We start from the raw sequence: 24335 nt of genomic DNA on the forward strand, positions 1-24335 counted from the left end.
CGGGGACGGCCATGCCCTTGGAATACCAGGTATTTACCAAGCCGGTGGGGACCTGGTGCAACCTCGACTGCGCCTATTGCTACGCCATCCCCCACGGGGACTCCCGCCGGATGCCCGAAGAGGTGCTCGAGGCGGCCATCCGGCAGCAGATCGACTGCGCCCCGGGCGGGGTGATCCCCTTTGCCTGGCACGGCGGCGAACCCGCCCTCTACGGCCTCGGCCGCTTCCGCCGGATCGTGGCGCTCGAGAAAAGGCATTGCCCCCCGGACCGGGAGATCCAAAACGGGATCCAGACCAACGGCCTGCTCCTCGACGGGGAGTGGTGCCGCTTCCTGGCCGACGAAGGGTTCCGCGTCGGCCTCAGCCTTGACGGGCCCGCGCGCTTTCACGACCTCTATCGTGTGGCTCCCGGCGGCGGCGCCACCCACGCCCTCGTCATGGGGGCGTGCGAGCGCCTCAGGCGCCGCGGGGTCCCGGTCGAGGCTTTGGCCGTCATCCATTCGGGCAACGCCCCTTTTCCCGTGGAGGTCTACGATTTTTTTGTGGACGCGGGGTTCGGGGACCTCTCCTTTCTGCCCCTGGTGGAGCCGGTTCCCGGAGGGGGGGTGAGCGGCCGCTCGGTCACCGCCGAAGGGTGGGGGGGGTTCCTGTGCGCGGTTTTCGACCGCTGGCTCGAGCGCGACATCGGGCGCGTCCGGGTACAGCTCTTCGAGGAGGCGGCGCGCGCGGCCTTCGGGCTCGGGCACACCCTCTGCGTCCTGCGCCCGGAGTGCAACGTGCCGGTGATCGACCCGCGCGGCGACGTCTACAGCTGCGACCACTTCGTCCGCCCCGACTGCCGGCTGGGGAACATCCTCGAGACGCCGCTCGGGGAGCTGATCGGCGGGGAGCGGCAGCGGCGCTTCGGCCGGGCCAAGACGGAGACGCTGCCCGGGGAATGCCGCCGCTGCCCGGTGCTCGACATGTGCGGCGGCGGCTGCCCGAAGGACCGGATCCTCCCCTCACGCGAGGGAAAGCGGAACTATCTCTGCGCCGGCTACCGGCGCTTTTTCACCCACTGCCGGCCGTTCGTGGACGCTCTCGCCACGCTTCACCGGGCCTGATCAGAGCTTCTCCTTGAAGAAGTCGACCGTCCGCTTCCAGGCCAGGGCCGCGGCTTCCTTGTGGTAGCGGGCCCCGGTGTCGTTGTTGAAGCCGTGCTCGGCCCCCTCGTAGACGTGGATCCGGCAGTCGATCCCCGCCTTTTTGAGCGCCGCCTCGAACCCCGGGATCCCCGCGTTGATCCGCTCGTCGTTGCCGGCATAGTGGCAGAGCATGGCGGCCCTGATCCTCGGCACGTCTTCATCGGCGGGGACGGTGCCGTAGTAGGGGACGGCGGCCGCGAGGTCCGGGGCGTGGACCGCCACCTGGTTGGTCATGGCCCCCCCCCAGCAGAAACCGGTGCAGCCCACGCTCCCGGTGGTCTTCGGGTGGGTTTTCAGATAGCGCACCGCGGCGGTGAAATTCCGCACGGTCTCCGCCTGGTCCAGCTGCCGCATCTTCGACATGATGTCCTGGGAGTTGGCCGCCGTTCCCCCCGAGGCGGTGAGCGCGTCGGGCGCGATCACGAAAAAGCCCTCCAGGGCCATCCGCCGCGCCACGTCTTCGATGTGGGCGTTCAGGCCGAAGATCTCGTGAATGACGATGACGGCGGGGAACTTCCTGTCCCCCTTGGGCCGGGCGAGATAGGCCTCCATTTCCCCCTCCCCCGCGGGGTAGCGCACCCGCTCCGTTTCCAGCCGCGGGTCGGAGGGGGCCACGCTATGCTCCCCCCCGCGCGCTTCCGGCCCCGTGCCCGAAAGAACCACGCAGCCGGCGACCCCTGCCCCGGCCAGCGTCATGCAGTGCTGGAGGAACTCCCTTCGGTCCGGCAGAATCGAATTCTCTCTCTCTTCCATGCCCCCCTCCCCCGCGTGAACGGGAGCGGCCCGGCGCGGCCGGACCGCCCCCGGCGTGTCAATACACGATCTGCAGCGCGTCGGAGATCCCCTGTTCGTAGGTGCTCCACCCCGAGTTCATCCCGAAGGCGGAGCGGTGGAACACGGCCTCGATGCGCCGGATCTGCCCCTTCTCGATCTTGAACAGCTCGGCCAGCTGCCAGGTCCAGTTGATGTCGTGGTGGTCGAAGAAACCGAAGGCGAAGACGATCCCGCGCTCCCGGTCGACGGCCACGAAACGGCGGTCGCGGATGCGCGAGACGAAATTGAGAAGCCCCGACTCGAACTGTTCCCGGCAGCTCCAGGTCGCCGAGTAGGTCTTGGCCGTCTTCGGGTCGGGCCGGGTCTCCCCCTCCCTGAGCGGGACGTTGGTCGAGGGGAGCCCGTTTTCGATCCGGTGGCAGTCGTCGCTGAAGGGATAGTAGCCCTTGCCGTCGTTCTTCTGCATCCCGGTGAAGTAGTAGTTCGCGGTCTTGATCATCTCCTCGCGCGACGGGCGCTCCGACTCGGGGATCACCTCCAGGTAGACCGGGTGCGGCGATCCCATTTTCTCGACGCTCTCCCCGGTGGGCGGGAAGGAGGGCGCCCCGGGCGCGCTCGGGGCCGCCCGCTCCGGCCGGATCACCAGCTGCTCGGCCTCGGAGATCCGGTCACCGGCGATCTTCAGCCGGATGGCCACGGCCACCATGTCGGCCCCCTCGCGCACCGTGCCGATGAAGGCCACCTGCTGCGTTTCGATGTCGGGGACGTAGAACCGGTAGGTCCCCTTCCCCGACATGTTCACCCAGAGGCCTTCGCCGCCAAGCGGGAGCCGGACGCCGTTTTCCGTAAAGCGGCAGTCGCGGGTGAACAGCTCGAGCGACGGCTTGTCCGCGTCCATCGCCTCCAGGTAACGGTCGATATAGCTCTCAAGGCAGGCGCGGTCGCACGCCGGCTTCGCGGCCGGCTGCGCCGCGGCCCAGGGCAATCCCGAAAACAGAACCATCGTCAAGACCAGCGGTATCCTCCGCATCAGCTCTCTCCTTTTTCCGTAGTCATCGTTGATTCAGATCTTCCCCAGCGCCCTCAGGACCCGGTCGGGGGTCAGGGGGTAATCGAGCGCCCACTTCCCCGTGGCGTTATGGACGGCCCCCGCGGTGATCCCCGAAAGCGACGCGCCGGTGTCCTCCCCGATGCCGCAGGCGCCGTAGGACGAATACCCGAGGTGGCTCTCGTTGAGGACGCAGCGGATGGCCGGGTAGTCGTTCATGCCGCCGATGTGGTAGCCGATGTTGTCGAAATTGAGCCCCACACCGGTGCGCGGGCAGTAAACCTTCTCCTCGGTGGCGCTCCGCCCCAGCCCCATGATCGCGCCGCCGTACTGCTGCGCCTCCGCCCCACGCCGGTTGAACAGGTGCCCGACGTCGTTGACGCAGACGAGGTCGAGGACCTCCACTTCCCCCGTTTCCGTGTCGACCGCCACCTCCATGAAGTGCGCCTGCCGGCTCATGATGTACATCTCCGGGTGGGGCTTGCCCCGGAAGGTGAGGCCCGTCACCGACGCGGCCGTGGGATGCACGATGGCCGGGTCGTCGCCCCAGAAGGGGGAGGCGACCGACCGTACGCTCCTGCGGTTGGCGGGGTCCGCCCGTTCGAAGACGAAGCCGTCCCTGACGTCGAGTTCCTCCTCCTTCCTGCCCGCGAAGAAAGCGGGCGCCGGGGGGCCGAACATACCCGGGCGCGCCCGCACGGCGTAGGAGAGGATCTTGCGCTTCAGTTCCCGGGCCGCCACCACCAGCTGCGGCGTGGTCTGGCTGATGCCCATGGAGCCGCCCGGCACCCAGAACCGGTACGCCCCGGCGTCCGCCCGCTGCTGCTGGATGACGGTGTCCTCGTAGCGGAGCCCCGCCTCGGCCGCCACCGCGTGGCGGAAGGCGGACTCGGTGTCCATGCCGAAGTCGGCCCGCAGCCCGATGATCGTGAGTTTCCCCTCCTGGAGGGTGAGGCAGGCGAACTGTCGCCCGGCGATCCAGCTCCATTCGTTGATCGAAACGAAGCCGAGGCCGTGCATCCTCCCGTCCGGGAGGCGGCGCGCCCCCGGTGCGTGCCATTTCCCGTCCCACCCGATCGCTTTTTTGCCGAGCGCGATGACTTCCGCGAGGCTGTGGCGGGCGGGGAAACCGTTTTCCTTCTGGTATTCGGTCACCCATTCCCAGTCGTGCCCCTTGCAGCCGTCGTTGCGGAGCGCCACCTCCGTCGGGTCGAGCCCGAATTCGGCGGCCACCCGGTCGAACATCACGTTGTGCGGCACGCAGCAGTGGGCGCCGTGGCGGAAGCAGATGTGGTGCCCGTGGTTGACGAGGGCCCAGCGCTGGGTGTTGCGATAGTTGGGGATGCGGGTCGATTCGTGGGTCTTGTCCACGTGCAGTTCGCCGAAGGGACCGGTCACGTCCCAGTCGCAGGCGGTGATCGTCCCGTCCTTCTTCGCCCCGACGCGGCAGCGGTAGACCCCGGCGTCGTCCCCGTTGACGTAGAAGTTGCTTTCGTCGTACAGCAGCTTCACCGGCCGCCCTTTCGCCCTGCGGGCCAGGATGGCGGCCATGCGGATGAAGGCGGTGGAATAGCCCAGCCAGGCGATCCCGCCGTACCACGCCCCCTGGAAGGGGACGGTCACCGTGATCTTGTTGTGTTCGGCCATCGGCTCGAGGCGCTTGAACCGCCCCGTCGCCGAAGGGTCGTCGGGAATATCGGGAACACCGTAACCGAGCGCGACCCCCGAAAGCCCCCTGGCCGGGGTGCTCGGGCTCGCCAGTACCGGCTGCATGTGGGCCGTGTGGTGAGGCCAGATGTCCAAAAACTCCCCCCGCCAGCGCACGACGCACGCCATCGCCTCGACGCCCGCGACCGTGTTGGGCGCCCGGGTAATGGTGTATTCCAGGATCCGGTCCGCCTCGGCGAACCCCCGCTCGACGTCGCCGATTTCGGTCGTCTGCGTCCGGAGCGTGTTCGGCTCCTTCGCCCCCCGGTCCATCCTCACGACCTCGGGCATGAGGGGAGAAGCGGAGGGCTCGAGCGCCTCCTCCATGTCGAGGATGAAGGGGAGTTCCTCCCACTCGATCTCGACGAGCCGGAGCGCCCGGTCGCAGATCTCCTCGCTGTCGGCCACCACCACCGCCCCCATCGGGTGCTGGTAGAAATCGCCGGTGCGCGGGAGCGCCAGGATGTTGTAGGCGGCGGAGCAGTAGCCCCCGGTCGAATTCTCGAACTCGATGTCGGGATCGTCGAATTTCAGGATGTCGCGCACCCCCGGAAGCGCCGCGGCCCTGACGGTGTCCATCCTCAGGATCCGGGCATGGGCGTAGGGGGAGACCAGGATCTTGGCGTAGAGCATCCCCGGCAGGCTCACGTCGCGGGTGAAGACGGCTTCTCCCGACACCCTCTCATACCCGTCCTGGCGCCCCGCGCCGTAGTCGACCGCCGACGCGCCCTCGGGCGGCTTCCATGTCCATGGCCTGAAATCCATCGCATCCCCCTGTCGCCGTCCGGATCGGAGCCCCGGACCTTCGCTCCACTCTAAAACGGATGGCGCGGGAAGCGCAACAGATTAAGCGTCGGGGGATGGGACGTCAGCGGAGGAAATAGACGACGGCCAGGACGAGGCCGAGGGTCACCACGGTCCAGCGCAGGCGATCGGGTCGGATGCGACCGGCCAGCCGCCCCCCCACCGTGCCCCCCGCGAGCGCCCCCAGGGCCATGACCGCCGCCAGGGTCCAGTTCACCCGGCCCGAGAAGAGGAACAGGACGGCGGCCGCGCCGTTGGCGCCGAAAGCCACGGTCTGCTTGATCGCGTTGAGGCGCGTGAGCCCCTCGTCGATCATCAGGCAGAGGACGGGGAGCACCAGCACGCTCATGGCCACCCCGAAATAGCCCCCGTAGATCGACAGGAGCCCCACGATCAGGAGCGCCCAGAACTCCGGCCTGCGGCGGGCCTCCAGCGTCAGGGAGCGGCGCACCAGCCAGGCGCGGACGGCCCCCTGGAACGCCAGCAGGCAGGAGGCGGTGAGGATGAGCCACGGGACCATTCCCATGAATGCCCGCTCCCCCGTATTGAGGAGCACCAGGGCGCCGGCCACCCCGCCCGTGGCGCTGGCCGCCAGGAAGGTCCAGAAGCGCCGCCGCTGGCCCGCCAGGTCCCGGATCTGCCCCAGGATCCCCCCGATGAACCCGGGGCAGAGGGCGATGGTGTTGGTCACGTTGGCCGAGATCGGCGGTACCCCCAGCCCCAGCAGGAGCGGGAAGGTGATCAGCGTTCCCCCGCCCGCCAGCGCGTTGATCCCCCCGGCCGCCGCCGCCGCCAACCCTGTCAGTGCGTAATCCGCCCCGTTCAGCATCCGTGTATTATAGGGGACAGTCACCACCGTCCTCATCAAGTTCTTGGCTTTCCGATCGACATCCAAAGGGGGACACTGGTGACTGTCCCCTGTTCGTTTTTTGGAGATATTGCCGGTTCGACCGAAACTACCCGCGCATGGGACGCACGGCCCGCATCGTAGTCCCCGGCTGGCCGCACCATGTCACCCAGCGCGGGAACCGGAGGCAGACGGTCTTTTTCAAGGACCGGGACCGGGCCGTGTACCTGGACATGCTGGCCAGGTACCTCGACCTGTACCATCTCACCCTTCCCGGGTACTGCCTGATGACCAATCACGCCCACGACGCCCTGATCCCCGAATACGGCGATTCGCTGGCAAAGGGGGTCGGCCGCACCCACAACGATTACTCCCGCTGGCAGAACATCCAGTGCCGCCAATCGGGCCACCTCTGGCAGGAGCGTTTCTATTCCTGTCCGGTGGACTTCGATTCGTTTGCCGAGGTGCTCGCCTATATCGAGCTGAACCCGGTACGCGCGCGCCTGGTCCAGCGGCCGGAGGACTATCCTTGGTCGAGCGCCCGGGCCCATCTCAGCGGGGTGGACGAAACCGGGCTTCTGGACATGACGTGGTGGCGGGAGAATTTCACCCCGGAATCCTGGGCCCGTTTCCTCCAGGAGAGGCTCGAGGACGATCGCCAGCTCCACCGGATCCGCCGCGCCACGGCGACGGGCAAGCCGCTGGCGACCGAATCGTCGATCCTGGAACTCGAGCGCCGGTTCAGGAGGCGCCTGAGATTACGGGGACGGTGGTGACTGTCCCCCTCACGAGAGGAGGCGCAGGGTGAAGGGATAGGGCCGGAATTCACCCTTGCTGGCCGCGACGGCGCCCATGATCAGGTTGATGAGGGCGTACAGGCCGAGGAGCGGCAGCAGGATCAGGCCGATGACGATGAAGGCCAGCAGCGAACATACGACCCCGGCCAGCGTCATCGTAATGCAGAAATTGAGGACCTCGATGCCGTGCCTGGCCACTTCCCGGGACTGGTCCTTCTTCAGCAGCCAGATGACCAGGGGTCCCACGAAGTAGGTGAAGATCGCCAGGATGTGAATGAGCACGCACAGATTCCTGTCGTCCTGGCTCATCCCGCCCGAGGATTCCGTTTGTCCGGCCGGTGTCTGATCGATATCCGACATCGTATATCTCCCTTGATGGTGGGTTGAAAAGTTGGTTCCAGTCTGGCCCCGCTTCCCGGGAAAGTCAAGCAAACCCCGCCGGGGGGACAGTCACCACTGTCCCCCTTGACCCCGGCGGCCCGCCCCGTCGATAATATGTTCCATCCGTAGAGTCCGTTGCCCCGAATCCGTCCCCGGCCGAGACACGCACGCCAACCGGGCCGGGCGAGCAAGGGAGGATTCACCAAGATGAGGACCACGCGTCGGGCATTCATCCGTTCGGGCCTGGCCCTGCCGGCGGCCGGATTCCGGCTTTCGGCGGGGTCGGCGAAGACCGCCGTCTGGCACCCCGGGAGCCCGGGGGGCGAAGGAGCGACCATGGAAGCGTTCAAGCCGGAATATATCATCACCGAAATGAAGAAAAGCGTGGTTCTCGCCTGGGGGGTTCCGGGCAGGCCGCTGGAGCCCTACTCCCCCGGAGAGAACCGTTCGATGGAGCACGTGCTCTACATCGACGGCGAAGTCGGGCCGGGTACGCTCTACTCCGAGTGCCTGTGGTTTTTTCCACCGTCGATGGTCAGCCCCAGGGCGGCCGCGGAGGCGGCCGCGGTGATGAAGGGGCTCGCCCCCGGAGTCAGGCTTGGACCCCGGCCGCACATGCATCCCTTCGACGAGCTCTTCACCTTTTTCGGCAGCGACTTCGACGATCCTTCCGACCTGGGCGCCGAAATGGAGTTCTGGCTGGAGGACCGCCCCGTGGCGTTCAACAGGAGCTCGATCGTCCATATCCCCGCGGGGATGAAACATTGCCCCCTGAACATGGGGGAGCTGACGCGCCCGGTGTTTCATTTCAGCATGGGATTCACCCCCTCCTACACCCACACGGTCCTGGACGACGGCCCGGGCAAATACGCCGGGGAGAGGGACGTCGGCAAATACTTCGTCTTCGGCAACGGGGCGCGGCACCCGCTGCCCCCCTACCGCAGGGAGATGCCGGAATCGATCCTTCACCCCGTGGCTCATCTCGATGCGGACGTGGTGCCCGGGTCGGGTTTCCGGGCGGAAACCTGGTGGATCCGGCCGGAGAAGGATTCCGGGACGCAGGAGCGGGACCTCGTCCTGGCGGACCCGCACTCGCACCCCTGCCCACAGGTCATCGGCTTTTTCGGCTCCGATTTCGGCGACATTCACCGGCTTCACGGCGAGGTCGAATTGCGGGTGGCGGGGAAGCCCTACATCCTGAACCGAAGCTTCGCCGCCTTCATCCCCGAAGGGGTGGAGCATGGACCGCTGACGGTCAGAAAGGTGAGCAGGCCGATCTTCCACTACACCGTGGGGCGCGGGTAGGGGCGACGGCGCTCCCACTGGAGGAAGGAGAGGGAGAGCACGAGGCTGAGGATGTCCGAGGCCGGCATGGCCATCCAGACCCCCGTCAGCCCGAACAGCTGCCGCAGCAGCAGGACCAGGGGGACGAAGAGGAGGAACTGGCGCGCCAGCGACAGGAAGAGGGCGACCCCCCCCTTGCCGAGCCCCTGGAAGGTCGCCACCGCCATCACCCCGGGCCCGATGAAGACCAGGGTGGAGAGCATGATGCGCATGGCCGGGACCGTGGCCGCGAGCACCTCCGGGTCGCGGCTGAACAGGCCGACGATCCCGGGCGCGAAGATCTCGACCAGGAGGGTGCAGACCCCGAGCAGCAGCGCCAGGCCGAGGGAGCAGAGTTTGACCGCCCGCCAGAGCCGGGCGCGGTCGCCCGAGCCGAAGTTGTAGCCCACCACCGGCAGGAGCGCGTGCGACACCCCGATGATGGGCATGAACATCAAATCCGCCACCCGCAGCGTCAGCCCGGCGGCCGCTATCGCCACCGATCCGTAACCCGACACCATCCGGTTGAAAATGACGAAAGCGAAGCTTTCCGTCATTTCCTGCACGGACGCCGGGGCGCCGATGCGATAGATCTCGCGCACCAGGAGCCGGTCGGGGAGGACGTATCCCCGATCGATCCGGTACGCCGTGCGCCCGCCCAGGAGATAGTAGAGCGCGATGGCGGCGCCGCAGACCTGCGCCATGACGGTCGCCAGGGCGGCCCCGCGGATCCCCAGCTCCGGAAACGGGCCGACGCCGAAGATCAGCAGGGGGTCGAGCACGATGTTGAGCGCGCTGGCGGCGCCGATGATGACCATCGGTTTGACGGCGTCGCCCGAACCGCGGATGAGCTGGCTCGCGAGCATGGAAAAAATGAACAGCGGTGCGCCGCAGGCGGTGATCACCAGGTAGTCCGATGCGAATTCGACGACGTCGGGGGTGGCCCCGAAGGCGGCGACGATGCGGCCGGAGCCGAGCCGGGCGATGAGGGCGAAGAGGAGGCCCCAGAAGAGGCTCAGCGAGAAGACCTGCCCGGCGATCCGGTTGGCGGCCTCGAGCTTTCGCTCCCCGAAGCGCCGCGATACCAGGGCGCTCATCCCGACCCCGGTGCCGATGCCGACGGCGATGGTCAGTACCTGGTACGGGAAAACGATGGTGAGCGCGGCGATCGCCTCATGCCCCAGCCGGGCGACCCAGAAGGTGTCCACGATATTGTAGATGCTCGTGGCCACCATCGCCCCCATCCCGGGGAGACTCAGCTTCACCAGCAGCGCCGTGAGCGGCGCACTTCCCAGTCGTTCCGTATGCTTTGCCAAATCGTGCTCCGCGCCTCCACCGCAACCTCCCGGGCGCGGCACACCGCTGCGCAGGGCCCGCCGGCGCCTCCCGCCCCTAGAGGGAGCCGCTTACGTGCGGTATGGTTTCCATGGGTTGTCCGCCGCCGACGCTGACCTCCACGGGGGACTCCGGGAGCTCCCCGGCGTCGAGCGCGAAGCGCACCTGGCGGCTCTCGCCCGCCCGCAGGTGAATGCGCTGAAATCCGCGCAGGCTTCGTATCGGAGCTTCTGTTCCGGGCCCGCCGGCGACATAGAGCTGAACCACCTCATCCCCGTCCAGTGGCGAGGTGTTCCTGACCTGCGCCCTGATTTCGGCCCCGTTCGATGTCCGCCGCGCGCTCAGGCCTGAATAGGCGAATTGCGAATAGCTCAACCCGAAGCCGAAGGGGTACAGGCTCTCCCCCTTGAAGTACCGGTAGGTGCGCCCTTTCATCGAGTAATCGGTAAAAGGGGGGAGTTGATCAGCGCTTTTATAAAAGGTGACCGGAAGCCGGCCCGCCGGGTTGTTGGCCCCCGCCAGGGTCTCCGCGATCGCGGTGCCGGACTCTTCGCCGCCGTACCAGGCCACAAGCAGCCCCGCCGCGTTGCTGGCCGCGTAATTCGCGGCAATCGCGCTGCCGCTTGTCAGGACGACCACCACGGGGGTTCCCGCCGCGATGGCCCCCCTTACCAGATTTTCCTGCGGCTCCGGCAGGTCCAGGCTGGTACGGTCGCCGCCGGAAAAACCGGGGATGTTCACCCCCGGCATTTCTTCTCCCTCCAACTCGGAGTTCAAACCTACAAAAACCAGGGCGACATCGGAATCCTTTACGAGGGTCACGGCCTCGTCGAGCGTGGCGGCCGCAGGCGGGATCCATCCGAGTTGCGCGGTACCGCCGGAACCCGGTTGCCTGTATTCCAGGCGCATTGCGTACTTCCGCCCCCCCTCCAACCGCACCCTGCCGCTTCCGCCCATCCGAGGCCCCGCCGCCGCCTGCGTCGAAGTCATCCGGGTGGATGGCCCTCTCCCCGAGGAGAGCTCCTCCCCGTCGAGGAACAATCGGGCGTTCGCGGTGCGCTCCCACATGCCGGTGCGAACGGTCATGGCATACTCGCCCGTCGCGGTCGGAGTCAGCGTGCCCGTCCAGCGAACCGAATAGTTTTCGTGGCCGATGGCCGCTTCGACGGCGGGGTCTTCCATGCCCATGTCCATATAGGCTCGCGCCTCCACCCGGCGGAGCCTGGGTTCCCCTCGAAGATCCGGATTATCGAAGTATTCGGCCAACACCCCGCCGCTCCCCCCGGGAGACGTCAGGAATGTGCTCGAAACCAGCGCGTGCGTGCCGGCCGTATAGGTCGCGCCGAGCGCGTGCCTCACCTGTACACCCGGAAATTGCCGCACGATGCCCTCGAGCGGAGTCACCTGCCTGGAGGAGATGCCGTTATAATTCCCCAGCAGCGCGACCGGGTCGTCGGCCGACGGGCCGATGACGGCGATCCTGCGCACCGACCGGCCCAGAGGCAGGATGCCTCCCTCATTCTTCAGGAGCACGATCGCTTTCCGCTGCGCCTCCCGCGCGACCTCCCGGTGCGCGTCCGAATCGTTCACCTCGATCGAAATCCTCGAATAGGGCACCCTCTCCGGAGGATCCAACATGCCCAGACGGAAGCGCGCAACGAAGAGCCGCTCGAGGGAGCGATCGATTTCCGCTTCCGTTATGCGCCCGGAGTTCACCTCCTCCACCAGGGTTCGATACTCCGTGCCGCAGGTCAGGTCCGTGCCCGCCTTGACGGCCGCTACGGCTGCGCCGCCGAGCGTGGATGTGTATTGGTGATTCCTGAAGATGTCATTCACCGCGCCGCAATCGCTTACCACGTATCCCTGGAACCCCCACTGCTCCCGCAGCCGTTTTTGCAGCAGGTCCGTGCTGGCGCACCCGGGGACCCCGGCCACGGCGTTGTAGACGCACATGACCGAATCGGCCTTCCCCTCGACGACGGCGTCCCGGAACGCAGGCAGGTAGGTGTGCGTCATGTCGTATTCGCTGATCCTGGCATCGAAAACGTGCCGTTGCGGCTCGGGGCCGCTGTGCACCGCATAATGCTTCGGGGTGGAGACGACCTTGAGATAGCGGGGGTCGTTTCCCTGCATCCCGGTGACGAACGCGACACCCATTCGGCCGGTCAGGTGGGGATCTTCACCGTAGGTTTCCTGCCCGCGTCCCCACCGGGGATCCCTGAAAATGTTGATATTCGGAGACCAATAGGTCAGCCCGGCGGTGCGTCCGGGCAGGACGGCGCCAGCCCCGGGTCCCGGGACGGCCGGACGCGTCAAAGCATGATGGTATTTCGCGCGCGCCTCGGTGGAGATGACATCCGCCACCCGGTACATCAGAGCGGTATCCCAGGTGGCGGCAAGCCCGATGGCCTGGGGGAAAACCGTTGCGCGTCCCTGGGCGATGCCGTGCAGGGCTTCATTCCACCAGTTGTATCCGGGCACGCCGAGGCGCGCAATGGCGGGGGCGGTGCTCTGCATCTGGAGCACCTTTTCCTCCAGCGTCATCCGGGAAACGATGTCCGCGGCACGGCGCTCGGGAGAGAGTTCCGGATCCAGGTACGGCACGTCCGCCGGCGGCCGTCCGAACGACATCGATCCCAGCAACCCGATCAAAGCCAACAGGAATCCTTTAGGCTTCATCCTGACATCCCCCATGGGGCAACCGGCCCGCCCCCCGCCCCCCGGAACTTCATACTAAGACGCCTGCGCGGATTCTGGCGATTTCCAGGGCCTCCGGGTCCAGTTCCATCTGAAGCGGCACGAGGCGCGGACTCCGCCTGAGCCCAACCGGCACCTGGTTCAGCGCGCCGGGAGACACCAGGACGCGGTCATAGCAGGCCCCCTTCAGGAGGCTCGGGAAGTCCGTGACCTTGTGGACATCCATCCAGGCGATCTTCCGTTCCTCCCCCTTCATCCATTTTCGCAGGTGCTCCACGATGAAGCGGGCGCTCGCCAGGGCAGGCCTGGGAAGGAGCACAAGCAGCGTCGACGCCCTGATTTTCGACAGTACCCGGATCGTCTGCGCCGTGTAGACTATTTCGATCGGGATGACATCGATTTCGCTTCCCCACCGGGCGCGCCGGACGCTGTCGAAGGTGAGATGGTTGACCAGAACCTTGCGGATCCCGCCGCCATGGGCCAGCGCACGCTTGCATTCATCAATCGTCAATCCGATCACCGAAGCGTGCCACATCCCGGAAACCTGTTCCGCCCTTCGACACGCAATTTCCTTATCCGAATCCACGTAGGCTATGAACGGAGCCCTCCGTTCCTCTTCCCGCGCATACTGGCTGAGATACCTGGCAAAAGCGATCGGGGACACTCCGATCCCCCGGGCCCTCCTGAGGGTGTTGCGGGTCAGCCCCAGACACTGCTCGTTGACGGAATCCGACGCCGCAGCGGATATGGCGACCGCAATTCTCTTGCCCGGAGCGGGAGCGAGCAGCCCGGACCGATGCAGGGCCAGGTAGGCCCTGTGAACCCGACCCCGATTGACCCCCGTTTGTTTCTCCACTTCACGGATCGAGGGCAGGATGTCGCCCCTTTTGAGCGCGCCCATGGCGATGGAAAGTTTGATCTGTTCCTGGATCTGTTTGATGACGGGAACGGGGCTGTTCTTCTCGATTCGAAATTCCATGGAATCCGCCAGCAATCAAAAGCGTGTCGGTCCGCACGGGACGCGATGCCGGGTGACGGCGTCCCCCCGGGCGCCGCGTTCCGCGCGCGATTGCGTCCGTTATGGTCAAGGCACCGCGACAGGCACAGAGAAGTCCTGTTTTTGAGAGACGCATGCTGCCACACAAATACGTCCAAAGTCAATCGCGGTCCGGACCCGATGATGGGTCCGCAGGCGCGACGCCCCGCCGACGGAACCCTTTCCGCGCCGTGGACGGCACCGGGAGGGAGCCCGACTCCCCGCTGTCACACATTTGTGTCCGCGTTCTTGACAAGGGACAAAGGGGTCGGATAGTTTGGTGCTCGCGGCCCTGCGCTCCCGTCTCGTTCCCGTTCCATCGGGAGGTCCGCCGGGGGTGCGGCACGGGGCGTCCTTCCGCCCGGCTGGGCGGGAGCAGCCACAAACCGGCACGGCACGGGCGGGCGGGGCACCACAACCGGAGGTTCCGATGCAGGGAGATGCGCCGAAATCAGGCCGTGTCGGCCGTCGTGAGTTCATCAGGGCAACGACCCTGGCCGGTATGCTCGGGGCTCTTCCCGGGGCAAGCCTTCCGGCCCGGGATGCTCCGATCCCCTCGAGACCGGGGAACACCGGGAAGACCCGGAAGGTGCTTTTCGTAAGCGATTCGCCCTCGAGCCACGAAAAGCTGATCGACGCGATCCGGGCCATCCGGGAATATGAATTCCAGGTGATCCCCGTCCAGGAGAGCGTGCAACGGAACCCGCAGGAAGTGTCCCGGCTCGTGCGGGAACACGGCCCGGATATTCTCCTGGTCCGGCCGACCGTGAGGACAGCGGTTGGAAATATCGGCAATATTCCCGTATCCATGGGGGCCCTGGACATCCCCGTCGTCCTTCTTCCCGTAAATCTCGACCTGATCATGATGGATACGGATCTGGTGGCCGCAATGCGGACCAGGGGCGCCAATGCCATCCTGGCGAATTCGGAAGCGCACGCCGTCGAACTGCTGAAAATTCTGGCCGTCCCGCGCATTCTCGCCGGCCGGCAGGCCCTCATTTTCGGCAGACCCTTCGACTCGACCAGCGTGCCCATGGGCCATCTGAACGCCGATCGGGTTTACGCCAGGACCGGCCTCCGGATCCGGTACCGGCCGGTGGACGATTTGATGCCGTTGCTGGAAACAGTCGACGATGCCGCGGCCCTGAAAGAGATGGAGCGCTGGAAAAAGGAAGCGGCCCGGGTCCTCGAGCCTTCCGACAGGACGGTACTCGACGCAGCCCGGCTCTATCTCCTGCTGCGCTCCCTCGTGGAAAAGGAACGCCTGGCGGCCGTCTCCATCGACTGCCTGAGTTTTTCGTTCAGCGGCGATCCCCCGCTGCCTCTCCCGTGCCTCGCCTTCACCAGGCTGCGGGACGAAGGGGTCACGGCGCCTTGTGAGGCCGACGTGTGCGCGCTGCTGACCTCCATGGTCTTGCAGGAAATCAGCCGGAAGCCGGCCTATCAGTGTAACGTGTCCGAGGTGGATTTTCGGAAATCGACGGCGGTTCTCCGTCATTGCGTCGCGCCGGTGCGGTGGATGGGGGCGGAGGCCCCGCCCCTCGAGTACAATCTCCGGGATTATCACGGGATGGGAAAAGGGGCGACCGTGGAAGTACAGTTCCCGGCAGGATTCGACGTCACGCTGGGATTGTTCAGCAAGGACCTGGAGAGCTTCGTCCTTTGGCCGGGAAGGACCCAGGCCAGAGTCAGCGATATCGAGAGTTCTCCCGTTCCCAATGCGCCGGCTTCTTCCGCCGGGATACGCAAATACTGCTCCAACCAACTGGCGGTGAAGTTCAAGGATATCGAACAACTCCAGCAGCGTCTCGCGGGCTGCCATCACGTGCTGATCGCCGGTACCTATGAAAAAGCGATCCGCGAAGAAATGACGCGGATGGGGGTCGGCGTCATCGGGCCGTCTGACATGTCGTCACCGTCCTAAGGACGCGGCTGCTTCCCGCCTTCCTCCCCGTTCCGGGCGGCCTTTAGGGTCTCGATTCCCCGCAGCACGGCGAGATCGACGGCATCGGCCATCGCCTGGTAGCCGGCCGCGCTCGGGTGCAGATGGTCGCCGGAGTGATACCCGTCACGAAAACGCGTTGGATGCCCGGGATCGCGCACTGCCTGGTCGAAATCGAAGCAGCCGTCAGCCGCTCCGCCGGTCCGGATCCACTCGTTGACCGCCGAGCGAATGGTTTCCCCTTCCCCGGTGTAGTAGTCCGCGCCTTCATAGGGGAGCAGGGTCGCCAGGAACACCCTGATCCCGTGCTGGTGGGCGCGTTCGATGATCTGCCGGTACCCGGCGATGATATCCTGCGCGGTCACCAGCTCCCCGGCGAACGGGGATGCGGCCGGCGCGGAGCCCGCGGCCGCATCGCCCGGACCGGGCGCGGGAAGCTTCATGCGGGGCCAGCCGATGTCGTTGATCCCCTCGAGCAGGATGACGCCGGCTATGCCGGGTTGCGCCAGAACGTCCCTGTCGAACCGGGCAAGGGCGCTCGGGCCGGCGCCGTCGTGAAGAACGCGATTGCCGCCGATCCCCGAATTGACCACCGCCATCGGGGGCAGGGATTCCTGGGCGGCCAGCCGGTTGGCCAGGAGATTGGGCCAGTCACGGTAGTCTCCCTGCCTGGCGCCGACCCCGTCGGTGATCGAATCCCCCAGGGCCAGAATCGTCACGGTCTTGTCAGGCGCATGGACCTCCAGGCCGGACAGAAAGAACCACGAGGGTCTCGTCGTCGCGTTCGGGATGTCCACCGCCGCGGTGAAATCTCCCGGCTCCGAAATATAGGTCGGCCGCTGTCCCGCCAGGTGAAAGGTGACATCCCTCACGTGCGCCGGAAGGAAGACGCTGACCGCAATTTCCGCGAAGGGCTGAAATTGCAGGTCCACCGGATCGCTCAGCATCGGAGCGCCCGGAGGAATGCGGACCGAGCCCCTGCCCGAAAATGTCAGGGGACGATCCGACGCCGCCAGGATCCTGTCGTCCCCGGACACCAGCGCGATGCGGGCGGCGCCTATGTCCAGCGGCCGAGTCCCGCAGGCGTTGGAGAAACGAAGGCGCACGCGCCCGCCGCCGATTGTCGGGCGCACGATCATGCGCAGCGTCCGGTTTTCCAGGACGGGAACGGCCTGCTCCGGCATGAATGCCAGGGGCGCGTGCACGGCGCTGCTCCAGGCGCTCACCCAGTGATTCTCATTCCCCGGGGTCCGGGAGCAGGCGGCCGAGGTCAACAGGATCGCCGCGAGGGCGGCGAGCGTCCAATTCAAGGATCGGGTTCTTGTCACCTTTCTTCTCCTTACCTGTCCCGCACCCTAATCGATCTTTTCATGACCGATGAATTGCATGTACCCCGTCTGGTAGTACCCGTTAAAGTAGGGGGCCAGATGCAGCGGCATGAACAGCAACGGCTTCCCCACCCTCCTGATATCCATGGGGTTGTGCTCGAATCCTCTGGGGATATAGAGGATGCAGGGTTTGGTGATGATGTGCCTTTCGTACTCCGGGCCCAGGAATATCTCGATTTCCGCATCGAAGTTGGCGGTCAGATCGGGCAGCTGGGCGCCCAGGAAAAAGATATATTCGTCGACATCATGGTGATGGGATTGCAGTTCCATCTTGTAGGGTTTGACATAATAGCGGAATCCCATGTTGATCCCGGCTCCGGGAAGGTCGCTCGCGCCGCGGAAGCTGATCGTCGGGCTGAGGATGGTGTCCGTCAGCGGTTTCTCTTTCAGCCTGGTGCAGAACAGGTGGTCGTATTTGTTGCCCGTGGTTCCCTTGGGCCAGGGGGGAACGTCGGGCGGCACCCCCAGGCTGTCGAGGGGCTTCTTCGGCTCCTGCGCCGCCGCCGGCGAGCCCAGTTGGGCCATGGCCAGCGCGGCCAGAGCGCCGGAGGCGGTCACGTCACTGAAAAACGCCCTGCGGGTTTGATTCCTCTTGCTGTTTTTGGACCTCATCGGCTCTCTCCCTTCAGTTTGTTCCCCGGGACCCCGGGCGCCGGTTGAAGAACCGGACCATTTCCGGCATGCCCTCCCCCTTCCCTGCAGTGGACCGTATTCGTGCTCTCCCCGCCGGGCCTCTGGCCGCTTTTACGACAGCAGGATCCTGCGCACTTCCCCTTCCGGATCGTCGACCATCCGGCAGTGGTCGTCAAACACCATCGTCTGGCAGCGCGCCGGATCGAAGGCATCCCAGGCGAGCCCCGGCTGGCTGGGGTTGCCGGTGCGCGCGAATCGGGCCCAGGCCGTGGCCATCTTCCTGGCCAGCGCCTGCGCCCGGGGCCCGTTGCCCGTCCCCTGTTCACACCGCTTCGTGTTGTCGAAACAGAAGGCGAGTTCCGCCGTGTGCCACGCTCCCGCGTCTTCCAGCATCGGCGACTGCCAGGTGAAATACCACAGGAACACCGGCGCGCCCTGCTGGCGATGTTTCATGCCGGCCATGCGTATGGCGTTGTTGCAGATGTTGAAGGTGTTCAGCCCGCTGCCGTTGCACATGTAGGACAGGGTGCGGATGCTCTTCTCCGGGTGCGTTTTCTTCATCGCCGCGATCAGCGCCGTGGCCTTGGCCTCGCCGTAGCTTCGGGCCAGGGAGGCCCGCCACTCGGCCTCCGTCGGCCGGGACAGCATGGAATTCCCTTCCTCGCTCACCGACCCGAACAGCATCGGTATGTCCCTGGAGGTTTCGGGGGCGGCGTCGAAGAAGGACTTCAGGGTAACCACGCGGCCGTCGACCGTCGGCCCCCAGCCAACGCGCGGCTTCTCCGTGCCCGGGGGCGCGATCGGCCCGTACACCCCCATCGGGGGGTTCATCGCGGCCGCCACGGCACCGCCCACCCGGTCGAGCCTGGACCATTCCATTGCCTGGAGCGCCGCGATGTCCCGGACGCCGAGTTCGGCGAGGACGCGCCGGGCGTATTCCCCGGACTGCCCGGCGTCGGGAGCGTCGCCGCCGCCGCCCGACTGCGCCGACGCACGGTGAATCAGTCCCGCCGCCGAGGGCATTCCCAGCAGCGTCGTCACCTTGGAGCCGCCGCCCGACTGGCCGTAAATCATGACGCAATCGGGATCGCCGCCGAAAGAGGCGATGTTGTCCCGAACCCAGCGGAGCGCGGCCACGAGGTCCGTCATCCCCACGTTGGCCGAATCGGCATAGGCCGGACCGCCGATCGAGGAGACATCCAGAAATCCAAGGATGTTGAGACGGTGATTGACCGTCACCGAAACGACGTCGTGATGCCGCGCCATCTGCGCCCCGTCCTGCGAGGCCAGTTCGTAGGCCGAGCCGAAGGCGTAGCCGCCCCCGTGGATGTAGAACATCACCGGACGCTTTCCGGTCAGGCCCGGCGTCCATATGTTCACCTTGAGCATGTCCTCGCCCTGCCACCCGTCGGTCCACTGCTGCAGGAAAGTCTGCTCGCTCGACCAGGTGTGCAGGTTCTGCGGACAATTGGGGCCGTAGGTCAGGGCCGGGTATTCGCCCTCCCACGGCGTGGGCGGCTTGGCTGCGAGCCACCGGTTCGCCCCCCCGGTGTCGGCTCCGTACGGGACGCCCTTGAAGGTCAGGACGCCCTCCTCGACATACCCGCGCACCTTTCCGTATTGCGTGCGGGCCACCGCCGTCCGCGGCGTGCTGCAGCTCGCCGCCGCGGCCGGAGGCGCGGCCTTCCCGGCGCCGCCTCCCGGATGGCAGGAGGACCCCGCCAGCGCCGCCAGACCCGCCGAAGCGGTCAGCATCATGGCCTGCCGACGATTGAGCCCGGCACCCCTTTTCGATTTCGTCCTGGACATTTTGCCTCCTCCCGGTTTCCCGCCGGGATTTCGTCATGAACCGGCAGATGGCCCCGCGCCCCGCCGGCTCGAAGGATGGACGGGGGGACGGGCCAACAGAAGCGCGGCCAGCCCGATCGCCAGGATGAGAATCGCGAGTTCCCACGCCCCCCTGTAGCTGCCCGTGACGTCGCGGATCCATCCCGCGAGCGGCGAGCCCGTGCTCCCGAGAATGGTGGAAAACGGCAGGGCGATGCCCATGATGCGGGGATAATGGGTCCTGCCGAAATAGAGCGGCATGAGGTTCATGATCGCCACATAGGTGCCGCCCAGGCCCAATCCTATGAGGGTATTGTAGAGGAAGATGACGGGCAGCGTTTCGGCCTGCAGGAGGATCACCATTCCCGAAATCATCAACAGCATGGACAGGGTTGCCAGCGGCCGGGTCGGATATCGCGTTCCCAGAAAGCCCATTCCCAGGCGGCCGGCGGCGCTGACTCCCACGAACAGGCTGTAGGCGCCGGCGGCGACGGCTGAGGAGATCCGGATGTCCAGGAGAAAGGCCACCTGGTGGAGCATGAATCCCTGGATGCCCATCATGAAGGCGGTGGCGAGGACCGTCAGGTACCAGAATGCCGGAGTCCGGATCGCCTCGCCGGCGGTGAAATCCACCGGGGTCCCGTACAGCTTCTGCCTTTCCGGCGCAGCGGCGGGAGCGTCCCCGGCCGGGACCCCGTCGGGCGCCTGGCCCACGTCTTCAGGCCGGTTGACCAGCAGCCGGGCCGGCAGGAGGACGAGCAGGAGGAGGATCAGGGCCGCGATCACCAGGTAGGCGCTGCGCCATCCGAACCGGTTGATGAGGGCCATGATGAAGGAAACCATGACCAGGCCGCCCAGGCCGCCCGCGGTCAGGAGGATGCTGAGGGCCAGGGGCCGCTTTCTCACGAACCAGTTGTTGACGACCGTGGTCAGCGCGAGCATGCCGCAGAGACTCCCGCCCAGTCCGAACAGGAAGCCATAGGCCAGGTAGAGCTGCCACAGCTGATTATGGAAGCTGGCGGCCACAAAACAGAGGACGCACAAAATACCGCCGGAGGCGATGGATTTCCTGGCCCCGTAGCGCGCGACCGCCATTCCGGCAATGGGGCTGGCGAGCCCGGTGACGATCATGGCCAGGGAATTCGCCCAGGACACCGAGGCCCGGCTCCATCCGAATTCCGTGCAGAGGAAAGGAAGGAATACGGGAAAGGAATAGAGCAGGAGGCCCGTCAGCGCGAAATACATGACCGCGGCGACCACCAGGGCTTTCCAGCCGAAAAAACTCTCGGCCGCCTTCAGGGCAGAAACCATGTCTCCTCCCAACCCGCGCCGGCCGCACTCCCGCCGGACCGCGGATCAGAACATCGGGGGCTCGTAGACGGCCACGGGCCCCGCCGCGCTTTTCTCGTATCCGGCGGGACAGGCGCCCGGCAGCGGCACATTCTGAGCCGTCAACCGCCTCCGCAACGAAGGGTACTCCAGATTACGGACGCTCACCCCCTGCTGGACGCTGAGGGCGGCCGCGGTCCCGGCGGCTTCGCCGAAAGCGACGCAATGGGGGATGAGGTTGAAGAAATTGTTCACCTCCTGGTCGGAGGAGAAAGCGCGGCAGGCCACCAGCATGTTCTCGACCCCTTTCGGCACCAGCGAACGATAGGGGATGAACAGGTGCGGATGCGCCAGCGACGCTTCGCCCCGGTCCAGGTCGGGGAATATGGCGACGGTGTCTTCAGGAGGCTCCCCGGACAGCAGGTCGCTGGAAGTCACCATGTACTCGCCGTGGACTCTCCGGGCGCCGCGCGTGCCCAGCTGCGGGCCGGAAAGAACGATGAAGCTCTCCTCGAATCCGGGAATATGCTTCTTGTAGAACTCATGGGTGAGGAGCATCTTCTCCCGGCCTAGGAATTCGACCCGGGTGAGTTCCTCGACGTCGGTCTGGCTCGAGGCGGCGTAGCGCGGATGTACCCAGACGATGTTCTCCTGGCCCTTGAGGTTGCTCCTCATGAAAAACGGATGCCCCCCCCGGCCCGCCAGTTCGCGCATCAGGCCGTCCCACTCCGCGGGCCGGGTCTTGCGGAAATCGTCCACCTTGAGGAAATGGACGTTGTCGATCCAGTAGCTCAGCGAAAGGTTGGCGATCCGGAGGCCGGGGTCGATATCCGCATCGAATCGGGCGCCGGCGCCGGGGAGCAGGTCCCCGTCGCCGGTGGAGTCGATAACGACCTTGGCCATGATCGCCCGCCGCCCCGATTTGCTTTCGAACACGACTCCCGTCGCCCGGTTCCCGTCCATGATCGGCAGGGTTCCCCAGGAGTGGAGGTACGTCTTCACCCCGGCTTCGGAGACCATGTCGTTGAGCACGCACTTGGAAATCTCGGCATCGATGATGGAGGCATACACGATATGCCCCTGGCGGACGGTGAAAAAGGACCGGTCGTTCCAGTAGGCGAGCAATCGCCTGTCGGTCGACCCCCAGGTTTCCCTGGGCGGATGCGTCTCCGCTTCCCGGAGGGTGAGGCGCTCGATCCACTCCTGGTTGATCCCGCCGATCTGCAGGGTGCCGTCGAAATCGGACAGACAGGGGATGATGGTCACCAGCCCGCCGGTACCCATCCCCCCAAGGCATCCGTAGCGCTCCACGAGGACCGTATCCGCGCCGTTACGGGCCGCGCTGACAGCGGCGCCGACCCCCCCCGGACCGCCGCCGACCACGACGACGTCACATTCACGCACCACGCCCACCGTCCGGTTCGGTTCAGGGATGGTTCTGATTATGTTTGTCACTGCGCCCCCCTGGATGGCGGGCGGGCGCAGGCAGTGCACGGGCCCCATGCCACCCTTTTTTCGGCCATGCTATTTCAAAAGGCAATTTTATGTCAACGTGTTTATATGACTGTTTAATATTATATGTAATGCCTTTTGCACGGCGGCCCCAATCAAGTTGGCTATCCATTTCATTAAATAAGTATTGACATATGGGAAAACATGCTGCTATTGATGGGCCCGCAGGTCCAGGATGGGAATGTTCCCGCACCGCGGCGGCATTATTCCGGAAGCGTTCCGAATTTCCGGGAGCGCCATGGCTCACCCGAGAGAGCGATCATGAAGAATCAGGTCCAGCTCATCGCCTATGTCGACCGCCTGTCGGGCGGGGGTTTTCGCGAACTCCACCGCCTGCTGCAGGGTGAACTGGCCGGCCTGTTCGGTGGAGCCCACCTCCTCCCGTTTTACACCCCCATCGACGGCGCCGACGCGGGGTTCGACCCGATCGACCACACGGAGGTGGACCCGCGCCTGGGTACGTGGGATGACGTGCGGGCCCTGGGCGGAACGATGGAACTCGTCGCGGACCTCATCGTGAACCACGTTTCCTCGTCGTCCCCGCAGTTCCTCGACTTTTCCCGGAACGGCCCGGCCTCGGAATACGCGGACATGTTTCTCACCTTCGGCCGCGTCTTCCCGCAGGGCGCCCTGGAATCGGATATTCTCGGCATCTACCGGCCGAGGCCCACCCTTCCCTTCACCCCCGTGACGCTGCGGTCGGGCGAGAGGAGACTCTTGTGGACCACCTTCAACCCGGAGCAGGTGGACATCGATGTCCGTCACCCCCGGGCCGAAGCCTACCTGGATGCGATCCTCCGCAGGTTCGAGGCCTCGGGCATCAGGATGATGCGTCTCGACGCCGTCGGCTACGCGATCAAAAAGCCGGGAACGAGCTGTTTCATGATCCCGGAAACCTTCGAATACATCGCCGGGCTGACCTCCAAGGCGCGTACCCGGGGGATCGAGGTCCTGGTGGAGATCCACAGCCATTACCGGAAGCAGATCGAAATCGCCCGCCGGGTCGATCGGGTCTACGACTTCGCGCTGCCGCCGCTGGTGCTTCATGCGCTCTTCAGCCGCGACGCGCGTCCGCTGGCGCGCTGGCTGTCCATCAGTCCCCGCAACGCCGTCACGGTCCTCGACACCCACGACGGCATCGGGGTGATCGATGCGGGCGCCGACGCCGACGGGAGTCCCGGCCTGCTGTCGCCGCGGGAGATCGATGACCTCGTGGAAACCATCCACAGGAGAAGCCGGGGCCAGAGCCGGCGGGCGACCGGGGCGGCCGCCAGCAACCTGGATCTCTACCAGGTCAACTGCACCTTCCTGGACGCCCTGGGAGGCCGGGAAACCGATTACCTGATCGCCCGCGCCCTCCAGCTTTTCGCGCCCGGAATCCCCCAGGTCTATTACGTCGGCCTGCTGGGGGGGACCAACGACATGGAACTCCTCGCCCGGACGGCGGTCGGGCGCGACATCAACCGTCATTTTTACACCGCCGCCGAAATCGCCGCCGCGCTCCGGCGCCCCGTGGTACAAAAACAGCTGCAGCTGATCCGACTCCGGAACAACCACCCCGCATTCGCCGGCGAGTTCCGGGTCGAAGCTCCGGCCGATAGCCTGATCGAGCTTCGGTGGAAGCTGCAGGAACATTGGGTCAGACTCCACGTGGATCTGTCCGGCCCGTGCGCCTCCATCACGGGCACGGACCTGGCCGGGACGGCGGCGGAGGCGGTTTTCATGTGACGCCACGGGGCCCGGGGCGTCCGGGTTTTTGCAGGAGGAGCAC

At 66.0% G+C, this 24335-nt stretch carries 18 protein-coding genes; 5 read left to right on the plus strand and 13 right to left on the minus strand.

Annotated features, from left to right (window positions below; all coding sequences use genetic code 11):
• Positions 1–11: 11 nt before the first annotated feature.
• A complete protein-coding gene (locus GXY47_00870; GenBank protein ID NLV29679.1) occupies positions 12–1103 on the plus strand; it encodes an SPASM domain-containing protein in 1092 nt (363 codons plus the stop codon).
• Here the strand turns inward: GXY47_00870 and GXY47_00875 are convergent, their stop codons facing one another.
• The 4 genes from GXY47_00875 to GXY47_00890 form a co-directional block, all read right to left on the minus strand.
• A complete protein-coding gene (locus GXY47_00875) occupies positions 1104–1937 on the minus strand; it encodes a dienelactone hydrolase family protein (GenBank protein NLV29680.1) in 834 nt (277 codons plus the stop codon).
• A gap of 58 nt (positions 1938–1995) precedes the next feature.
• On the minus strand, positions 1996–2988 hold the full coding sequence (locus GXY47_00880) for a hypothetical protein (GenBank protein ID NLV29681.1): 993 nt from the start codon (positions 2986–2988) through the stop codon (positions 1996–1998).
• Between the two features lie 33 nt (positions 2989–3021).
• The gene (locus GXY47_00885; protein ID NLV29682.1) at positions 3022–5478 is read right to left on the minus strand and encodes a molybdopterin-dependent oxidoreductase; all 2457 of its coding nucleotides are present in this window, start codon (positions 5476–5478) and stop codon (positions 3022–3024) included.
• Positions 5479–5581: 103 nt separating this feature from the next.
• Positions 5582–6346, minus strand: a complete 765-nt coding sequence (locus GXY47_00890; protein NLV29683.1) for a sulfite exporter TauE/SafE family protein — start codon at positions 6344–6346, stop codon at positions 5582–5584.
• A 137-nt stretch (positions 6347–6483) separates the two neighbouring features.
• Here GXY47_00890 and GXY47_00895 point away from each other — a divergent pair, with 137 nt between their 5' ends.
• On the plus strand, positions 6484–7140 hold the full coding sequence (locus tag GXY47_00895; GenBank protein NLV29684.1) for a transposase: 657 nt from the start codon (positions 6484–6486) through the stop codon (positions 7138–7140).
• Positions 7141–7149: 9 nt separating this feature from the next.
• Here the strand turns inward: GXY47_00895 and GXY47_00900 are convergent, their stop codons facing one another.
• A complete protein-coding gene (locus GXY47_00900) occupies positions 7150–7521 on the minus strand; it encodes a DUF4870 domain-containing protein (GenBank protein NLV29685.1) in 372 nt (123 codons plus the stop codon).
• A gap of 228 nt (positions 7522–7749) precedes the next feature.
• On the opposite strand from GXY47_00900, the gene GXY47_00905 reads away from it, so the two are divergent.
• Positions 7750–8847 carry a hypothetical protein gene (locus GXY47_00905; protein NLV29686.1) on the plus strand — a complete coding sequence of 366 codons (1098 nt, stop codon included), beginning with the start codon at positions 7750–7752 and terminating at the stop codon, positions 8845–8847.
• Here the strand turns inward: GXY47_00905 and GXY47_00910 are convergent.
• The 3 genes from GXY47_00910 to GXY47_00920 form a co-directional block, all read right to left on the minus strand.
• Complete coding sequence (locus GXY47_00910; GenBank protein ID NLV29687.1) at positions 8826–10181, minus strand: MATE family efflux transporter; 1356 nt, start codon at positions 10179–10181, stop codon at positions 8826–8828. The two genes, GXY47_00905 and GXY47_00910, sit on opposite strands and share 22 nt — an antisense overlap.
• Positions 10182–10257: 76 nt before the next feature.
• On the minus strand, positions 10258–12831 hold the full coding sequence (locus GXY47_00915; GenBank protein NLV29688.1) for a glycoside hydrolase family 3 protein: 2574 nt from the start codon (positions 12829–12831) through the stop codon (positions 10258–10260).
• 97 nt (positions 12832–12928) lie between these two features.
• Positions 12929–13876: a GntR family transcriptional regulator gene (locus GXY47_00920; protein NLV29689.1), complete on the minus strand. Its 948-nt coding sequence runs from the start codon at positions 13874–13876 to the stop codon at positions 12929–12931.
• Positions 13877–14522: 646 nt separating this feature from the next.
• Between GXY47_00920 and GXY47_00925 the strand changes: the two genes are divergently transcribed.
• Positions 14523–15857: a hypothetical protein gene (locus tag GXY47_00925; GenBank protein NLV29690.1), complete on the plus strand. Its 1335-nt coding sequence runs from the start codon at positions 14523–14525 to the stop codon at positions 15855–15857.
• Here the strand turns inward: GXY47_00925 and GXY47_00930 are convergent.
• The 5 genes from GXY47_00930 to GXY47_00950 form a co-directional block, all read right to left on the minus strand.
• On the minus strand, positions 15854–17203 hold the full coding sequence (locus tag GXY47_00930) for an SGNH/GDSL hydrolase family protein (protein ID NLV29691.1): 1350 nt from the start codon (positions 17201–17203) through the stop codon (positions 15854–15856). The two genes, GXY47_00925 and GXY47_00930, sit on opposite strands and share 4 nt — an antisense overlap.
• A gap of 27 nt (positions 17204–17230) precedes the next feature.
• The gene (locus GXY47_00935) at positions 17231–17875 is read right to left on the minus strand and encodes a hypothetical protein (GenBank protein NLV29692.1); all 645 of its coding nucleotides are present in this window, start codon (positions 17873–17875) and stop codon (positions 17231–17233) included.
• Between the two features lie 132 nt (positions 17876–18007).
• Positions 18008–19705, minus strand: coding sequence for a carboxylesterase/lipase family protein (locus GXY47_00940; GenBank protein ID NLV29693.1), 1698 nt, complete (start codon positions 19703–19705; stop codon positions 18008–18010).
• A 33-nt stretch (positions 19706–19738) separates the two neighbouring features.
• On the minus strand, positions 19739–21034 hold the full coding sequence (locus GXY47_00945; GenBank protein NLV29694.1) for an MFS transporter: 1296 nt from the start codon (positions 21032–21034) through the stop codon (positions 19739–19741).
• A gap of 45 nt (positions 21035–21079) precedes the next feature.
• Positions 21080–22507 (minus strand): FAD-dependent oxidoreductase, encoded by a 1428-nt coding sequence (locus GXY47_00950; protein ID NLV29695.1) that lies wholly within the window; start codon positions 22505–22507, stop codon positions 21080–21082.
• A 318-nt stretch (positions 22508–22825) separates the two neighbouring features.
• Between GXY47_00950 and GXY47_00955 the strand changes: the two genes are divergently transcribed.
• On the plus strand, positions 22826–24292 hold the full coding sequence (locus GXY47_00955; GenBank protein ID NLV29696.1) for a sucrose phosphorylase: 1467 nt from the start codon (positions 22826–22828) through the stop codon (positions 24290–24292).
• Positions 24293–24335: the final 43 nt, after the last annotated feature.

The sequence above is a fragment of the Acidobacteriota bacterium genome, assembly GCA_012729555.1.
Classification (GTDB): Bacteria; Acidobacteriota; UBA6911; order UBA6911; family UBA6911; genus UBA6911.

Coding starts and splice junctions, on each gene's coding strand:
- GXY47_00940 (NLV29693.1), bottom strand. CDS start 19,705: ATGTCCAGGACGAAATCGAAAAGGGGTGCCGGGCTCAATCGTCGGCAG.
- GXY47_00895 (NLV29684.1), top strand. CDS start 6,484: ATGGGACGCACGGCCCGCATCGTAGTCCCCGGCTGGCCGCACCATGTC.
- GXY47_00880 (NLV29681.1), bottom strand. CDS start 2,988: ATGCGGAGGATACCGCTGGTCTTGACGATGGTTCTGTTTTCGGGATTG.
- GXY47_00875 (NLV29680.1), bottom strand. CDS start 1,937: ATGGAAGAGAGAGAGAATTCGATTCTGCCGGACCGAAGGGAGTTCCTC.
- GXY47_00955 (NLV29696.1), top strand. CDS start 22,826: ATGAAGAATCAGGTCCAGCTCATCGCCTATGTCGACCGCCTGTCGGGC.
- GXY47_00915 (NLV29688.1), bottom strand. CDS start 12,831: ATGTCGTTCGGACGGCCGCCGGCGGACGTGCCGTACCTGGATCCGGAA.
- GXY47_00885 (NLV29682.1), bottom strand. CDS start 5,478: ATGGATTTCAGGCCATGGACATGGAAGCCGCCCGAGGGCGCGTCGGCG.
- GXY47_00945 (NLV29694.1), bottom strand. CDS start 21,034: ATGGTTTCTGCCCTGAAGGCGGCCGAGAGTTTTTTCGGCTGGAAAGCC.
- GXY47_00920 (NLV29689.1), bottom strand. CDS start 13,876: ATGGAATTTCGAATCGAGAAGAACAGCCCCGTTCCCGTCATCAAACAG.
- GXY47_00870 (NLV29679.1), top strand. CDS start 12: ATGCCCTTGGAATACCAGGTATTTACCAAGCCGGTGGGGACCTGGTGC.
- GXY47_00900 (NLV29685.1), bottom strand. CDS start 7,521: ATGTCGGATATCGATCAGACACCGGCCGGACAAACGGAATCCTCGGGC.
- GXY47_00905 (NLV29686.1), top strand. CDS start 7,750: ATGAGGACCACGCGTCGGGCATTCATCCGTTCGGGCCTGGCCCTGCCG.
- GXY47_00890 (NLV29683.1), bottom strand. CDS start 6,346: ATGCTGAACGGGGCGGATTACGCACTGACAGGGTTGGCGGCGGCGGCG.
- GXY47_00935 (NLV29692.1), bottom strand. CDS start 17,875: ATGAGGTCCAAAAACAGCAAGAGGAATCAAACCCGCAGGGCGTTTTTC.